Source organism: Streptosporangiales bacterium, from assembly GCA_009379955.1.
In the GTDB taxonomy this organism is placed as follows: Bacteria; Actinomycetota; Actinomycetes; order Streptosporangiales; family WHST01; genus WHST01.
In genome coordinates, this window is sequence record WHST01000155.1 from 1 (window position 1) to 13,476 (window position 13,476).

General features: G+C 67.4%; 18 protein-coding genes and 2 pseudogenes. 9 read left to right on the plus strand and 11 right to left on the minus strand.

Annotated features, from left to right (window positions below; translation table 11 throughout):
- Positions 1-119: 119 nt before the first annotated feature.
- The 8 genes and pseudogenes from GEV10_29200 to GEV10_29235 all read right to left on the minus strand — a co-directional run bounded on the left by GEV10_29200 (position 120) and on the right by GEV10_29235 (position 5,050).
- Positions 120-365 (minus strand): DUF4145 domain-containing protein, encoded by a 246-nt coding sequence (locus tag GEV10_29200; protein ID MQA82493.1) that lies wholly within the window; start codon positions 363-365, stop codon positions 120-122.
- Positions 366-421: 56 nt separating this feature from the next.
- Positions 422-1,198, minus strand: a complete 777-nt coding sequence (locus GEV10_29205) for a MerR family DNA-binding transcriptional regulator (protein MQA82494.1) — start codon at positions 1,196-1,198, stop codon at positions 422-424.
- 15 nt (positions 1,199-1,213) lie between these two features.
- Positions 1,214-1,987, minus strand: coding sequence for an ABC transporter permease (locus GEV10_29210; GenBank protein ID MQA82495.1), 774 nt, complete (start codon positions 1,985-1,987; stop codon positions 1,214-1,216).
- An 8-nt stretch (positions 1,988-1,995) separates the two neighbouring features.
- Positions 1,996-2,814 (minus strand): ATP-binding cassette domain-containing protein, encoded by an 819-nt coding sequence (locus GEV10_29215; GenBank protein MQA82496.1) that lies wholly within the window; start codon positions 2,812-2,814, stop codon positions 1,996-1,998.
- Positions 2,811-3,236 (minus strand): DUF1048 domain-containing protein, encoded by a 426-nt coding sequence (locus GEV10_29220; protein MQA82497.1) that lies wholly within the window; start codon positions 3,234-3,236, stop codon positions 2,811-2,813. Before GEV10_29220 ends, GEV10_29215 begins: the two co-directional genes overlap by 4 nt.
- Before the next feature lie 99 nt (positions 3,237-3,335).
- Positions 3,336-4,219 (minus strand): annotated as a pseudogene (locus GEV10_29225) (DNA (cytosine-5-)-methyltransferase).
- A gap of 214 nt (positions 4,220-4,433) precedes the next feature.
- Positions 4,434-4,592 (minus strand): annotated as a pseudogene (locus GEV10_29230) (hypothetical protein).
- A 20-nt stretch (positions 4,593-4,612) separates the two neighbouring features.
- On the minus strand, positions 4,613-5,050 hold the full coding sequence (locus GEV10_29235; GenBank protein MQA82498.1) for a VOC family protein: 438 nt from the start codon (positions 5,048-5,050) through the stop codon (positions 4,613-4,615).
- Between the two features lie 514 nt (positions 5,051-5,564).
- Here GEV10_29235 and GEV10_29240 point away from each other — a divergent pair.
- Entirely contained in the window at positions 5,565-5,954 is a 390-nt protein-coding gene (locus GEV10_29240; GenBank protein ID MQA82499.1) for a cupin domain-containing protein, read from the plus strand.
- A gap of 32 nt (positions 5,955-5,986) precedes the next feature.
- A complete protein-coding gene (locus tag GEV10_29245) occupies positions 5,987-6,562 on the plus strand; it encodes a TetR family transcriptional regulator (protein MQA82500.1) in 576 nt (191 codons plus the stop codon).
- A gap of 464 nt (positions 6,563-7,026) precedes the next feature.
- On the opposite strand, the gene GEV10_29250 is transcribed toward GEV10_29245, so the two are convergent.
- The gene (locus GEV10_29250; GenBank protein ID MQA82501.1) at positions 7,027-7,944 is read right to left on the minus strand and encodes a LysR family transcriptional regulator; all 918 of its coding nucleotides are present in this window, start codon (positions 7,942-7,944) and stop codon (positions 7,027-7,029) included.
- 112 nt (positions 7,945-8,056) lie between these two features.
- Here GEV10_29250 and GEV10_29255 point away from each other — a divergent pair, with 112 nt between their 5' ends.
- From GEV10_29255 to GEV10_29265, 3 genes are all read left to right on the plus strand, one after another.
- Entirely contained in the window at positions 8,057-8,401 is a 345-nt protein-coding gene (locus tag GEV10_29255) for a hypothetical protein (protein ID MQA82502.1), read from the plus strand.
- A 315-nt stretch (positions 8,402-8,716) separates the two neighbouring features.
- Positions 8,717-9,223 carry a hypothetical protein gene (locus GEV10_29260; GenBank protein ID MQA82503.1) on the plus strand — a complete coding sequence of 169 codons (507 nt, stop codon included), beginning with the start codon at positions 8,717-8,719 and terminating at the stop codon, positions 9,221-9,223.
- Positions 9,224-9,501: 278 nt separating this feature from the next.
- A complete protein-coding gene (locus tag GEV10_29265) occupies positions 9,502-10,044 on the plus strand; it encodes a hypothetical protein (protein MQA82504.1) in 543 nt (180 codons plus the stop codon).
- 286 nt (positions 10,045-10,330) lie between these two features.
- Here GEV10_29265 and GEV10_29270 read toward each other — a convergent pair whose 3' ends face one another.
- Both GEV10_29270 and GEV10_29275 read right to left on the minus strand, forming a co-directional pair.
- On the minus strand, positions 10,331-10,789 hold the full coding sequence (locus GEV10_29270; protein ID MQA82505.1) for a DUF1772 domain-containing protein: 459 nt from the start codon (positions 10,787-10,789) through the stop codon (positions 10,331-10,333).
- Positions 10,790-10,795: 6 nt separating this feature from the next.
- Positions 10,796-11,233: a DUF385 domain-containing protein gene (locus tag GEV10_29275; GenBank protein ID MQA82506.1), complete on the minus strand. Its 438-nt coding sequence runs from the start codon at positions 11,231-11,233 to the stop codon at positions 10,796-10,798.
- On the opposite strand from GEV10_29275, the gene GEV10_29280 reads away from it, so the two are divergent.
- From GEV10_29280 to GEV10_29295, 4 genes are all read left to right on the plus strand, one after another.
- Complete coding sequence (locus tag GEV10_29280; GenBank protein ID MQA82507.1) at positions 11,213-11,944, plus strand: TetR family transcriptional regulator; 732 nt, start codon at positions 11,213-11,215, stop codon at positions 11,942-11,944. The genes GEV10_29275 and GEV10_29280 overlap by 21 nt on opposite strands.
- An 87-nt stretch (positions 11,945-12,031) precedes the next feature.
- Positions 12,032-12,301 carry a hypothetical protein gene (locus GEV10_29285; GenBank protein MQA82508.1) on the plus strand — a complete coding sequence of 90 codons (270 nt, stop codon included), beginning with the start codon at positions 12,032-12,034 and terminating at the stop codon, positions 12,299-12,301.
- A 75-nt stretch (positions 12,302-12,376) separates the two neighbouring features.
- Positions 12,377-12,898, plus strand: coding sequence for a MarR family transcriptional regulator (locus GEV10_29290; GenBank protein ID MQA82509.1), 522 nt, complete (start codon positions 12,377-12,379; stop codon positions 12,896-12,898).
- Between the two features lie 138 nt (positions 12,899-13,036).
- Positions 13,037-13,351, plus strand: a complete 315-nt coding sequence (locus tag GEV10_29295) for a hypothetical protein (protein MQA82510.1) — start codon at positions 13,037-13,039, stop codon at positions 13,349-13,351.
- Positions 13,352-13,476 lie beyond the last annotated feature (125 nt).

Below are 13,476 nucleotides of genomic sequence, written 5' to 3' on the forward strand. Positions count from 1 at the left end.
CCGACCACCCGGATCGGATCTATCGGATCGACATCGAACAAACCGTGACCATCAGCATCTCCAGGCACAACTCATGATCTCGCGAAACCCGCCACGATCAGCGGAACCCAACTGGCGTGTTACTGACCCACGCTCCTAGGAAGATGCGGTCCGGAACCGGGCCCTGAGCGCCGCGAACGAAACTCCTTGAACCTCGCTGAGAGCACGTACATGTAGTCGAGGATCGCCTCACACAGCTCCAGTGCGTCCCTGGACTCCTCACGGCTAACGGGAACGTCCGTGAAGTGGGCGCCCTGATTCCGAAGTGCGCGTAGCTCTTGCGCCCATTCCAGCAAGCGAGGATCCACCAAGCCATCGGTGCTCATCTTTTTCAGACTCGCGTAAAGCGGTTCAGCGGATGAGTTGGAGTCGTGGCACCTGGCTAGGTCTCAAGGCGGTGGCCTGGCACTCGCTCGATGCGTGTCCAGCCCTTCCAGCCCCGTTCCTCCAGGAGTGTCAGCAGACGTTCGGCGGCGGGGGCTGACTCGGCCATGGTCACGTCCAGGAGATCGACCATCTGGTCGTCGAACCAGTCGTCGTCCATGCCCCCGGACTCGAACGCCCGCGTCAAGATGCGGTCCATGATGTCGGCGAGCTCGACGACGAGCGGGTCGTCGGCGGTCCAGTCGAGTGCTCCGCTGACGAGGCTGTAGAGCCTCACCATGTCCGGGTCGTTCAGGTCTTCGTGCTTGCCGGCGATGATGGCGTCGATCTGGTCGGTGTCCTGGGCGGCGACCACAATCCAGGCGTCGCGCTCCTTCTCGATGTAGCGTTCCTCGACGCCGAGTTCGCGCAGCCGGTCGAGGTAGCCCACCACGCTCACCGGGAGCGCCAGCTGTTCTCCGGCTGCGAGCCGTGCGAGCCGTTTGCGGGTGTCCTGCAGTCGCCGGACCTCGGCGCGCAGCCGCGTGTCGATCTCGCGCACCTCCTCGGCGAAATCCTCCGGCGCGGCGTCGAGGAAGTCTTCCACCTGGGCCAGCGGCACTCCGGCGCTGGCGAGGACGTGAATCCGGATCAACCGCACCACCGCCGCCGCGTCGTAGCTGCGGTACCCGGATCGGTCGCGCTCGGGCTCGGGCAGCAGCCCGATCTTGTGGTAATGCCGGACCGCAGCCACGGTCACCCCGGCGTACGCGGCGAGCTGGCTGATGGTGAGCATGCCTTCCACCCTGCCTCAGGCGATCTTGCGGCGAAAGGCGACTATCGCGAAAACGTACGCGACGACGAGGATGCCGACGCACCAGACCAGCGCGACCCAGATGTCGCCGCTCACCGGCCGCCCGGCGAACAGGCCGCGGATCGTGTTCACGATCGAAGTGACCGGCTGGTGCTCGGCGAACCAGCGCACCGGCCCCGGCATGGACTCGGTGGGCACGAAGGCGGAGCTGAGGAACGGCAGGAAGATGAGCGGGTAGGAGAATGCGCCGGCGCCGTCCACGGACTTCGCGGTGAGGCCGGGGATCACGGCAAGCCAGGTCAACGCGAGGGTGAACAGAACCAGGATGCCGATCACTGCCAGCCACGCGGCCACGCTCGCTCCGGTGCGGAAACCCATGAGGAGGGCGACCCCCGTGACGAGGACGAGCGAGAGCAGGTTGGCGACGAGAGAGGTCAGCACATGCGACCACAGGGCTGCGGAGCGGGCGATCGGCATGGAGTGGAATCTGTCGAAGATGCCTCCTTGCATGTCGCCCCAGAGCCGGTACGCGGTGTAGGAGATGCCGGAGGCGATCGTGATGAGCAGGATGCCGGGAAGCATGTAGTCGATGTACGAGGCCGCGGCGGATGCCGGGCCGGTGTCGATCGCGCCGCCGAGAACGTAGACGAACAACAGCATGATCGCGATCGGCATGATCGCGGTCGTGATGATCGTGTCGGGACTGCGTGTGACGTGCTTCAACGACCGGCCGGTCAGGGTGGCGGTGTCTGCGAAGAAATGGGTGGCCATGATCGTTCCTACTGCTTTCCCGAATCCGTGGAGCGGGCATTCCCGCTTGTGCCTTGGGTGCCGTCGTCGCCGACGAGGGCGAGGAAGACGTCCTCCAGGGACGGCTGCTTCTCGACGTACTCGACCTTCGCCGGCGGGAGCAGCTGCTTCAGCTCGTCCAGGGTGCCGTTCACGATGATCCGCCCCTGATGCAGGATCGCGATCCGGTTGGCGAGTTCTTCCGCCTCGTCCAGATACTGCGTGGTCAGCAGCACCGTCGTCCCACTGGCCGCGAGCTTCTCGACCGTCTTCCACACCTCGATCCGCGCCTCCGGGTCCAAACCCGCCGTCGGCTCGTCGAGGAAGATGACCGGCGGGTTGCCGATCAGGCTCATCGCGATGTCCAGCCGGCGGCGCATCCCCCCGGAGTAGGTGGCGACCTTCCGACCGCCGGCGTCGGTTAGGGAGAACCGGGCGAGCAGCTCGTCCGCGATCCCGCCGGGATCATTCAGGTGCCGGAGCTTGGCGACCAGGATGAGGTTCTCCCGCCCGCTGAGGATCTCGTCGACGGCGGCGAACTGCCCGGTGAGACTGATCGACTCGCGCACGTACGCCGCCTCGGCGGCGACGTCGAAGCCGTTGACGGTGGCGGTGCCCGCGTCGGCCTTCAGCAGCGTGGCCAGAATCTTCACCACCGTGGTCTTGCCCGCCCCGTTCGACCCGAGCAGTGCGAAGATGTTGCCGCGAGCGACCTCGAAATCCACTCTGCGCAGCACCGCCAGCTTCCCGTACGACTTCTCCAATCCCTGCACGCTGATCGCTGGTGCAGAGGTCACTCCGGCGGTCATGAGGGGGTGCTTCCGTCCTCTGCCTCGGCCTGAGCGATCGTGCCCACCAGCCGCTGCTGCTCCTTGTGCTGCTCCTTGTCGATCCACTCCTTGTCACTCCACCCAGCGGCGGCGTACTTGCTCAGCAGCATGTCGGCGAATCGGAGGGGATCAGCGCCGACGACCTCGCGGATCGGGGTGCCATCGGCCGCGGCCCGCTCGAAAACCTCCGCAAGCTCCTGGTACAGGTCCACGAGGACATCGCCCTTCGTGACCGCGCCCGTGATCGCCTCGCCGTTGATCACGCGGTAGATCAGGTACCGCTCCAGCGCCTCGACCGCCCTCCGGTAGGCAGTGGGGAGCGTCTTTACCCGCGCCCTGTGCTCCCGCCACCGCCGCTTGTCAGCGAGGTCACCGGCGACCTTCTCGATGAAACCCGACATCATCCTGCCTCCTCGTCATGGAGCCGCCCCCGCCCTGTGCGAGAAGCTCCTGCATCAGGATGCAGGGTTGATGCAGGATCAAGGTCAAGGCCAATTTCGCTAGGTACCGAACGTCAGCGCCCGGAGCGCACGTACTCCCTGGGCGGGGACGACGCCGTTGCCGAGGGCGGTGAGCTGTTCGGCCTGGGAGAGTTGAAGTCGGGATCGTTCACCCATCCGTGGGGCAGTCCCATTAGCCATTCAACGAACCGGGGCGCGGGCCGGTACTGCCCTTCATCGCTCCCGATGCCGCCGGGAACCCGGCGGGCCGTTCAAGGCCAGGTCGATGACCTGATGGGACAGGGCGATCGTGCCGCGCCGGGCGCGTACCCGCTCCAGGCTCTCCCCGCCGCGGGCGGCGTCGGAGGCCAGTGGGGTCCGGAACAGCGTGGCGGGCGAGGATGAAGATGCGAAAGCGTGTGTGGGGTGCTCCGATGTCGGAAGCGGGTGGGCCGAGCCAGCGTGCGTCATACCCGAGGTCGGCCAGATCGCCGAGTACGCCGCCAAGTGCCCGCAGAGGTCGAGCTGACTGGTCTCCCAGATGCGACGGGTCGGATTCCACACCGCGAATGGCACCGCCCCCGATTGCGGGGTCGGGGGTTGCGAGGATGGGTTGCGTCCATCGTCGTTGTCTCCTTCCGGGGTCGGGCGGGTCGCGGTTGCCGAGAGCAGGCCGCACACGTTCTCGGCGACGACCCACTCCGTTTGCAGCACGTCGATCGCCTCGGCCATGCGCGCCCACAGGCCCGAGCGCGTGCCCGGTGCGAGGCCGACCATGCGCCCGACCGTGGACACGCGTCCTGGCAGGGGAACCCGCCACAGACCACATCGACGGGCTCGACCGTGCGCCAGTCGATCATTGTGATGTCGCCCAGGTTCGGCGCGCCCGGCCAGTGATGGGAGAACACGCGGGCTACCGCCGGGTTGAACTCGGAGAACCACACCGCCGCCTACGACTCCGAGCACGACGACCGCGCTGATGAGCCGACCAACTGAACGACCGAACGAGAGGGCCACCGGGGGACGCTGCCCCGGTGGTGGCCCTCTCCGTCTCACACGCTGATCGCGGACACCTCGACCGGCGCCCCGCCACACGACCTTGCCGGCAACTCCCGCTCCGTGAGCGATCCGCAGGGGGTGCTTAGGAGCGGGCAGTGCTGCGGTGAGTTCTTCGACGATGTCTCGAGCGTCGGGCAGCGATCGGGCCAGGCGATCGAGTTTGGTGACTACCAGTGTGTCGTCAGCTCGGCAGGCGGCCAGCGCTTCGCGCAGTTCGGCTCGCCGTCGCCACGGTTCTCCGTGGTACTCCAGAAGGATGGTCGTGTGGGACGCGGCGGTCAGCTCTTCTTCAGCTCCTCAGCGAGCATCACGAGGATGCCGCTGGGGCCGCGGAGATACGTGAGCTTGTAGACGTCCCCGTAGGTCGCCACGCCGCGCAGCGGGTGGCATCCGTGCCTCGCGGCGATCTCGAGGGCCTCGTCGATGTTGTCGACCGAGAACGCGACGCGGTGCATGCCGATCTGGTTAGGCCGGGTCGGCTCCGTCTCGATCGCGTCGGGGTGGATGTACTCGAACAGCTCGAGGCGACCGTTGCCGTCTGGCGTCTGGAGCATGGCGATGTTGGCGTGGTTGCCGTCCAGGCCGACGGCGGTGTCGGTCCACTCTCCACTGACCGTGTCACGACCGAGGACGCTCAGACCGAGGTCGGTGAAGAAGAGGATCGTCGCTTCGAGGTCGCGGACGGCGATGCCGACGTTCTGGAGTTTGATGGGCATACGGTGCACGTTACCCAGCCGGGGCGATTCGTTCAGGTCCATGGCATCACCCGCGTGATCACCGGGCACAGTGCGACGTCCCCATGCATGCCCGGTCATCGATCGGCCTACGGGACGATTGAAGGTCCAAACGCTCGGAATCCGACAGCTGAAGGCGTTCTGTGGCCGATCCCGACAAGCGGATGGGTTGGGAACCGCGGCGCTCGCGGCGGAATGACGCACTCTCGAAGCGCGGCGCTGGAACGAGCAGGTCGCGGCCTGTGCGGATGTCCGGTGCCGCTCACGATGTTGCGTGCCTCTTGTTGTACGAGCCTTCGGTCGGCAATCCGCGAGAGGAGGCCTCGGTGGTGGCCAACCGGCCGCTTCGGCGCCAACTCGGCACAGGGCTGACTCCGCGCCTGGAGCGAGCTCGACGGGTGAAGCCGGAGCATTGCGCGATAGGAGTGCGTCCTGTACCGTCACATTAGACCGATCGGTCTAATCACAGGCTGATCGTCGCCGAGAGGGGAAACCGATGCGCGTTGCCAAGGACGAGGTCGAGATTCGGATGGAGATTCCAGGCGCGGTGATCCGTCAGCGGATGGATTTCGGCGACGCGAGCAGACTCGGGGCGATTGGCGGTGAGTACTTCAGCCTCTCGGCGGGGGTCGACATGACGCCGCTGTTCGAGGGGCTTGAAGGTGACCTGTGTCAGTGTCCCCACTGGGGCTTCGTCTTGAGCGGCCAGCTGACGACCACCGATGCGGACGGCGCACGTGAGACGGTCACGGCCAACGATCTGTTCTACTGGCCGTCTGGGCACAACGTGAAGGTCGACGCCGACGCCGAGTTCGTGATGTTCAGTCCCCAGGTGGAGCACAGCGAGGTCATCGAGCACATGCGCGGAAAGGTGAACGCCGGCTAGTGGCACGAGAGACGGGCGCAACCGCGCAGACGATGCATTCGACGAAGCAGCGCCTGCTCGATGCCGGTCTGCCCATGCTCTTGCAGCACGGCTACAACGATCTGGGCGTTCAGGCGCTGCTGGCCGCGACGGGTATTCCGAAGGGGTCCTTCTACCACCACTTCCGAGACAAGGAGGACTTCGCGCTCCAGGTCGTCGATCAATACATGCAGGGCGTGCATGCCGGGCTCGACGACTGTCTCGGCGACATCACACGCGCTCCGCTCGACCGGGTGCGCTCCTTCTTCGAGGCGACGCAGGAGCACTACCGGATCGAGGGTTACATGGGGTGCCTGCTGGGCGGGCTCGGCCAGGAGCTCTCGGGGGTAAGCGACGTCTTCCGGCGCAAGATCGAGGAGTGCTTCTCACAGATCGCAGCGCGGGTCGCCGTCTGTCTGGAAGAGGCCCGGCAGCGAGTGGACATCTCGCCCGAGTCCGATCCGAAGCAGATGGCGAGCTTGCTCGTCGACTGCTGGGAGGGTGCCGCTCTTCGTAGCCGACTGCGGCGTGACCCGGGCCCGCTGAACGCGATGCTCAACTTCTACTTCCGGTCAGCGGGCACTGGCTGAACATCATCGCCGCGCGTTCGCGGCGGCCTACCCGTCTCGTGCGATCGGGGTGCTGGGATCGCGGGAGGTAACGGGCTCGATCTCATTGACCCGGAGACGACGGATGCCGTGTCTGGCTACGACATCACCGACGTAAGCTCACCGCCCGAGCCCCCGGCGCCCGTCCCCGTGACGCCGGGGCTCACCATCTCCGCTTGTCGTCATCGGCGCGGACCGTCGGGCGGGGCGGTCATTCCTGCTCCGTCCGGCGACGTCGCCGTGTCGCCGGTTTGGCTGGCTCGTCGGGCGGGGACTGTTCCTCGTCATTGGTCGCGAGTCGGGCCTCGGCGCGGTCAGCGCGCCGCCCCTCGTCGCGGGCCTCGGTCACCGCGGTGTCGCGTTCGCCGCGCAGCTGCTCGACCTGGGCGTCGTAGCTGGCGCGCGGCGTCGCGTTCGGCGGCCGCGGCCGTTACCTCGTCGGAGCCCTACCGAGGGCGAACGGGCAGGTCGAGCGTCGCGGCGGCTCGCTTGATGCTGTCGAGGACGGCTCGGATCGCGGGACGGCGCGCGGCCTCCGGATGGTGCGCGACGACGAGTCGGCGCCGGATCGGCCGGGTCAGAGGGAACACGTCGACGTGGTCAGGGCAGAAGACCTTCCCCAGGTCGGACATCAGCGTGATACCGGCACCCGCGGCGACCATGGCGAGCGCGGTGGCCTGCTCGTCGACCTGGTGGGTGATCCTGAGGTCGAAACCGGCGCGGCGGCAGGCGGACCGCACGGCGCGGCCGTAGTACGTGTGCGGGCCTGAGATGACCCAGTCGAGGTCAGCGAGATCGGCCAGCCGGACGGGCCCGTCGGTGAACTGCCCCTCGGGTGCCGCGAGGTGGAGGTCCTCGACGCACACCGAGACGGTTCGCAGGCCGCTCGGCCACGGCTCTGTCGCATCCGGGTAGTCGATCATGAACGCCAGGTCGAGGTGGCCGTGCCGAAGGTCGACGACGGCGTCCTCGGGGTCGGTCTCGCGGGTGGTGAGGCGGATCTCGGGATGCTGCTCGGCGAGGTCGTTCGTGACCAATGGCACGATCGCGGCCGACACCGTGGAGAAGACGCCGACCATCAGTTCGGCCGCCAACGTGTCACGTACCTGTTCGACCGCGGCCTGGGCCTGCTGCTCGGCGTCAAGGATGATCTCGGCGTGCTCGGCGAGCACACGTCCCACATCGGTGAGCCGTACGCCACGACCGACGCGTTCGAGCAACGGAGCACCGACCTCGTCCTCGAGCGCGGCGAGTTGCTGCGACACCCCCGAGGGCGAGTAGTGCAGGGCTCTGGCCGCGGCGCTGACCCCGTCGCGGCGCGCGACCTCGCGGAGCATCCGCAGCCGGTGCAGCGCCAGTTCCATGCACAAATCGTAAACGATATGGTGCGCTCTTCTTCACTGGACGTACAAGCCGAGGCCTGCCCAAACTGAACGCGCGGCCCGCGCACATCGATGTTCCAGGAGAGGACGCAAGTTGACCGGTATGGTGCTCGACGGAGCCGGCTGGTTTGGCGGTATCGCGGTCGCGACGGCCTATGTGTTGCTCGCCACCCGGCGTCTCACCGCAGACGCCCGATTGTTCCAGGTGCTCAACATCATCGGCGGTGTCCTGCTGACGGCGACGACGCTCTACCGCCACGCGGTGCCGAACACGGTCATCAACGTGGTGTGGATCGTCTTCGGCGTGTACGGGTTGGCCACCGCGCGGCGTCGGCGACGGCGCGCACGCCTGGCCCCGCCCGTGGCACCACTGGATGACGACGCCGAGCCATACCCCGTGTCGACCAACGCCATCCCGGAGCTCGCCGAGGCACGGTGACCGCGAGGTCGGAGCGCTACCCGCGCGCTGCCGCCGGCCGGGTGGCTGTGTCAACCCGAGCTAGCCCCGCTGTGACGGTTTGCCTTGGCCCCGCCATTGTGCGAGAACCGGCCTATGAGCCTTCACCCGCGCCCGTCTGGTCCGGCCCGGTGACCGCTTCCGGTCGCCGCCGGGGCGAGCCCGACCATCCTTGGCGCTGTATCGACCTCGAGGTCTATGAGCAACACATGAGCGACGCACGGTGGGCAGCTTCAGCAGCTCCACGACATCACCGCGGAACAGCTCGCGGCCTACCCGTCTCGTGCGATCGGGGTGCTGGGGATCGCGGGAGGTAACGGGCTCGATCTCATTGACCCGGAGACGACGGATGCCGTGTTTGGCTACGACATCAACGCCGACTACCTCGACGTCTGCAAGGCCCGCTATCGCGACGGCCTCGGGGCTCGGCTCCATCTGATCGAGACGAGCATCGACCGCTGCTTGACGATCGAGCGCGTTGACCTTCTCATCGCCAACCTCATCATCGAGTACGTGGGCGCCGAAGAGTTTGTCGCCTTCGCGGCCGCGAATGCCGGCTCCATCGGGGTGCTGTCATGTGTGATCCAGCGCAACGAGGCGGCAAGTTTCGTCAGCGCGACGGACTACTCAGCGTCGTTCGACGGACTCGCCTCGGTGTCGTCCGATGTCGACCCTGAGATGCTAGGCGCAACCATGTCGGTTGCAGGGTTCGTCGCCTTGGGCCGCTGGGAGCATTCCTTGCCCAACGGCAAGACCCTCATCCGGCAGGACTTCCGTCCGGGTGCCCGAGTCGGGACGAGATAGTCAGTTGTTCGTTAGGCGGACTTCCCACGTGCCTTCCGGGCGTGGGCGAGGCGGTAGCTGCGTCAAGGATCGATTGCTGGTCGGGGTGCATGTACCGCGCCGTGACCGTCGGGTCCTGATGACCGGCCACCCGTTGCAACAGGTGCAGCTCGACCCCGGCATCACCGCTCGAACCCGAGGATGGCCGAATGGGCTCCGCACCAGGGAACATCGAACCCTCTCCCGCACGTCGGAAGGCCATGCCGCACCCGGAAGCACGTTCGCGACACCCCGTCTTCGTGGCCACGGCCGCCGCGGCCCTGGTGTGTGCACTCGGCGGCGGAGTCGCGATCGTCGACCCGTTCCACCTCACGTACAGCGGCGAGTTGACCGCCATGGGAGTCGCCGGGTTCTTCTTGTTCCTCGCGGTGACCTTCGTGCTGGCGCCCTGGCCCATGGCGGCACGGATCGGCGCTGCCGTCGGGGCGGGTGTCCTCGGCCTGGCGTTGGTCGTGCCGATGGCCTGGCTCATGGCGGTCTTCACCGACCGTATGTCCGTCGTCAGGTCGACGAAGGCGGACGACGGACACGAGCTCGTCGTGCTGTGGCGGTATTACTCCATCGACCGGATACCGGAGATCCGGCTGCGCAAGGGCACCGGCCCGTTCCGCCAGGAGTCGGTGGTCTACAGCGGGCCGGAGGAGGGTGCGCTCCCCACGACAGTGCGGTTCTCTGGCGAGAGCCGCGTCACCTTCACAGTCGGCGACTGCACGTTCGCGTCCTGGTACGACCCCTGGACGCTGAAGGTCGACCACGTCCACGGCTACCGACCCGGTTGCTGATCGATCGTCAGAACCGCTCGGCGCCGCGCCACCACCACACCGTGACGGCCGTGCCGGCGAACGCCGTACCGGCCACGAGCAGATAGCCGATCTCGGCAGGCGTGAGAGCGAGCCAGGAGGCCTTGAGACGCCTGGGGGTCAAGAGCTCGTGGGTTCAAATCCCGCCAGCCAGGTCAACGCGGTGTGGCGGAGCCCCGTGTCTCACGAGGCCGGTAAGTCCGAGCTTCGCCACGGTCGCGTCCCGGTCCGTGGCGTTCCGCAGCGTGGCTGAAGGCGGCGGTGGTAGTCATCCTGCGGCGAAGCCGATGCAGGTGAGGATGAATCCGGCGAGGAGGAGCCAGGAGCGAATGCCTTGGAAGAGCTCCCACCGGTTGCGGGTGTTCTTCCAGTCGGTCGGGGGCTGCTTCGCGTTCCAGCGGCCGGTGGCGAGGTTGACCGGCACGTTGAAGATGATGGTCGACACGAGCGCGGCGCCGTAGGCGACGACCGCGAGCCAGCGCCACAGGTGTGGGCCGGCCTGGTCGGCGATGTGGCCCGTGGAGGCGACGCCGATCGCGATAGCCAGGGTCGCGGTCATCAGCACCGGCATGACTCGGCCGAAGGTGCGCAGCAGACCCTGTTCCACCGCGATGTGGTGCTCGACCGGGAGACGGCGGATTACCGGGTGCACGAAGGCGTAGGAGCCGAACTCGGCGCAGGCGGTGAACCCGCCGACGACCAGTGCGGACAGGCCGAGGTAGTCCATCGCGGCTCACCTACTCTCGGGGACGTCGATGTCGATGCCGACCCGGCCCGCGGCGACGGCGCGGGCGATCTCGGCGTCGCTGACGTGCCGGTGTGTGTCGCGGGCCAGCCCAGCGGGGCGGGCGTAGGAGGGGATGGCATCGACCAGGCGCCGCAGCGCGGCCGCGGTCTGGTTCGGGTCGGCCATGGCGGTGGCGGTGCCGGCGACGACGCGGCCGCGCAGCCACAGCCGCACCGGAGCCGGGGCGGTGAAGTTGCGCCACCAGGGCGAGTCAGTGGTCAGCACGATCCGGTGCGCATGATCGAGCACATAGGCCACCGGGGCGCGGAAGGTGCGGCTGGTCTTGCGACCGGTGAACTCGAGGAGCAGGTAGCGGGCGCTGAGGATCCGGTGCAGCGGGGAGCGTAGGACGAGCGCCGGAATGTGGTTGGCCGGGTTGGGCATGGGGGCTCCTTCCCACGTAAGTTAACAAGTGATAAGTTAGCGTCAGTTCAGGTTGGTGTCAACGAAAGGGCCAGTACCGTGGCGCGGTCACGCAACCGGAAAGGGCAGGGGCATCAGCTGCGCGAGGAGATCCTCACCGCGGGACTGGAGGTCCTCGCCGCCACGTCCGACGCCCGCCAGGTCACCATCCGCGCCGTCGCGGTCGCGGCCGGCGTGAGCCCCCCTGCGATCTACCTGTACTTCCCGGACCGGGCCGCGTTGCTACGCGCGCTCGTCGACCGCGGCTTCGGCCTGTTCGACACCCACCTCACCAGAGCCACCGAGAACGTCGAGGAGCCGGCCGGACGGCTGCGGCGGCTCTGCCTCGCCTACCTGGACTTCGCTCACACTCACCCCGGCGTCTACCGGGTCGTGTTCAGCGCGGCCGGCCTGGGCCCCGCCGAACTGGGTGTCGCCGACGGCGAAGAGCATCCCGGGCGGGCATCACTCACTGCCCTGGTAGCCGCCGTCGCGGCGTGCGGCCACCCTGGCGACGACCCGTTCGGCAAAGCCGTCCAACTCTGGTGCATGCTGCACGGCCTCGCCGACCTCAAGCTGACCAAACCAGAACTCGACTGGCCACCCATCGATCGCCTGATCGACCAGACCCTCACCGACCTCCAACTCACCGGCACGCCACCCACCGTCCACTCGCCACGGCGAGCGGAATAGTCCGGCACGACACGAGTGTCAAGAAGGCCTTCGGCTGTAGGGTTCGAGCAATCTGACAGGTCGCAGCATGCTTGGGCGGGGGATGGGTTGACTGCACGCAAGGTTGGCAGGGTAGCGCTGATCGTGCTCGGGTCCGTCATAGCGATCTACTTCATCGTTCGCGCAGTGGTCGAGCTCTTCGTGGTGGACTTCGGCGATCCGAGCAGCTACAGCGACGCATGGGGCGGTCCCTCCCTCGCCGGCGTACTGGCCGTCCACTGCGGCCCTGGCCTCATCTCTTCCGTGGTCATGGGGTATCTCCTCACCCGTCGAGCAAGGCGATCACGGCGACGCCAAACACCTCGCACGCCCCGGTAGTGCATGTCTGCGCGCACTTATGAGCTCCGATCCTGCTGCTAGGTTCGGCCGCGAACGTGGCATGGAGGCGTGACGATGACTGCCGGACCGAGGAGTCTGCAAGAGGCGCTGGTGCAGGAGATGCCGTGGTACGTCTCGGCTGCCGTCCGCTTCCAGATGGCCGTCGCCGACCAGATGGGCATGCCGTTGGCCGACGTGCACGCGGTGGGTGCGTTGCTCGAGGTAGGGCCCACGGGCGTCAGGCAGCTGGCCGAGGTGATGGGCATGACCACCGGCGCGGTCACGCGGCTCGTGGACCGACTCGAGGGTGGTGGCTTCGTCCGCAGGGACCCGGACCCGACTGACCGCAGGCGGGTGGTTCTGCGGGTCGTGCCCGAGCGCGTCGAGGCCATCTCCCGCTACTACGAGTCGATGGGCGACCGTTGGCGCCGGACGGTGGACGGGTACTCGGACGCCGAGCTGCGGTTCCTGCTGGACTTCCTGCGCTCGGGTCGCGCGGATGCCCAGGCGGAGACGGCGCGACTGCGTGCCGACGGCCGTCGGCACGGCGCCAGGAAGCGCCGGGCCACCGGCGGAGACGCGGCTACCCCCGACTGAGCTCGGGGAGTCCCCTGAATCATCCCGGATAGCTGCTTGAAGCACTTGCTGCTTCTAGCAGCTATTGGTTGACTCTACTCGCCCGGCGCCACCAGCCGAGCCCGGCCAGAGCCGGATGCCGATCGCTGAGGAGCGTCGATGAGTACCCATGCACCACGACTGCCGAAGGTAGGGGAACGGCTCCAACCGTTCCTCCTGGTCGTCCCGTTCACGGCCGTCATCACCGGCTGGTTCAACCTCTCCGAGGCCCTTCCCGTCCCCCTGGCCGTGGTGATCGGAGCCTCCTGGGGAGTCGTCCTGGGGCTGCTCGGGATCTGGGTGAAGCGGAGCATGAGGCTGCGGGCCGGGCTCGAGGACATCGTCGTCGCGGCCGGCGTCGTCGCGGTGGCGTTCGCCGCCTGTGGCGGCCTGGCGTTCTTGCTGACGTTCGGTGGAGCCTTAGGGATGCGCTGATTTTCTGGTTCGTCCGGGGTGCCGTCTGGCTGGGTGCTGGGGATCGCGGAATGATGAGGTGTGCGCAGCGATCAGGCCAGTTTCACCGATGTCGAGTACGGCAACCGTCGACGGGTCTCCCGCCG

Bases quoted from the DNA above. Each gene is read 5' to 3' on its own strand.
- GEV10_29200 (MQA82493.1), bottom strand. From the start codon at position 365: ATGAGCACCGATGGCTTGGTGGATCCTCGCTTGCTGGAATGGGCGCAA.
- GEV10_29205 (MQA82494.1), bottom strand. From the start codon at position 1,198: ATGCTCACCATCAGCCAGCTCGCCGCGTACGCCGGGGTGACCGTGGCT.
- GEV10_29210 (MQA82495.1), bottom strand. From the start codon at position 1,987: ATGGCCACCCATTTCTTCGCAGACACCGCCACCCTGACCGGCCGGTCG.
- GEV10_29215 (MQA82496.1), bottom strand. From the start codon at position 2,814: ATGACCGCCGGAGTGACCTCTGCACCAGCGATCAGCGTGCAGGGATTG.
- GEV10_29220 (MQA82497.1), bottom strand. From the start codon at position 3,236: ATGTCGGGTTTCATCGAGAAGGTCGCCGGTGACCTCGCTGACAAGCGG.
- GEV10_29235 (MQA82498.1), bottom strand. From the start codon at position 5,050: ATGCCCATCAAACTCCAGAACGTCGGCATCGCCGTCCGCGACCTCGAA.
- GEV10_29240 (MQA82499.1), top strand. From the start codon at position 5,565: ATGCGCGTTGCCAAGGACGAGGTCGAGATTCGGATGGAGATTCCAGGC.
- GEV10_29245 (MQA82500.1), top strand. From the start codon at position 5,987: ATGCATTCGACGAAGCAGCGCCTGCTCGATGCCGGTCTGCCCATGCTC.
- GEV10_29250 (MQA82501.1), bottom strand. From the start codon at position 7,944: ATGGAACTGGCGCTGCACCGGCTGCGGATGCTCCGCGAGGTCGCGCGC.
- GEV10_29270 (MQA82505.1), bottom strand. From the start codon at position 10,789: ATGGACTACCTCGGCCTGTCCGCACTGGTCGTCGGCGGGTTCACCGCC.
- GEV10_29275 (MQA82506.1), bottom strand. From the start codon at position 11,233: ATGCCCAACCCGGCCAACCACATTCCGGCGCTCGTCCTACGCTCCCCG.
- GEV10_29290 (MQA82509.1), top strand. From the start codon at position 12,377: ATGACTGCCGGACCGAGGAGTCTGCAAGAGGCGCTGGTGCAGGAGATG.
- GEV10_29295 (MQA82510.1), top strand. From the start codon at position 13,037: ATGAGTACCCATGCACCACGACTGCCGAAGGTAGGGGAACGGCTCCAA.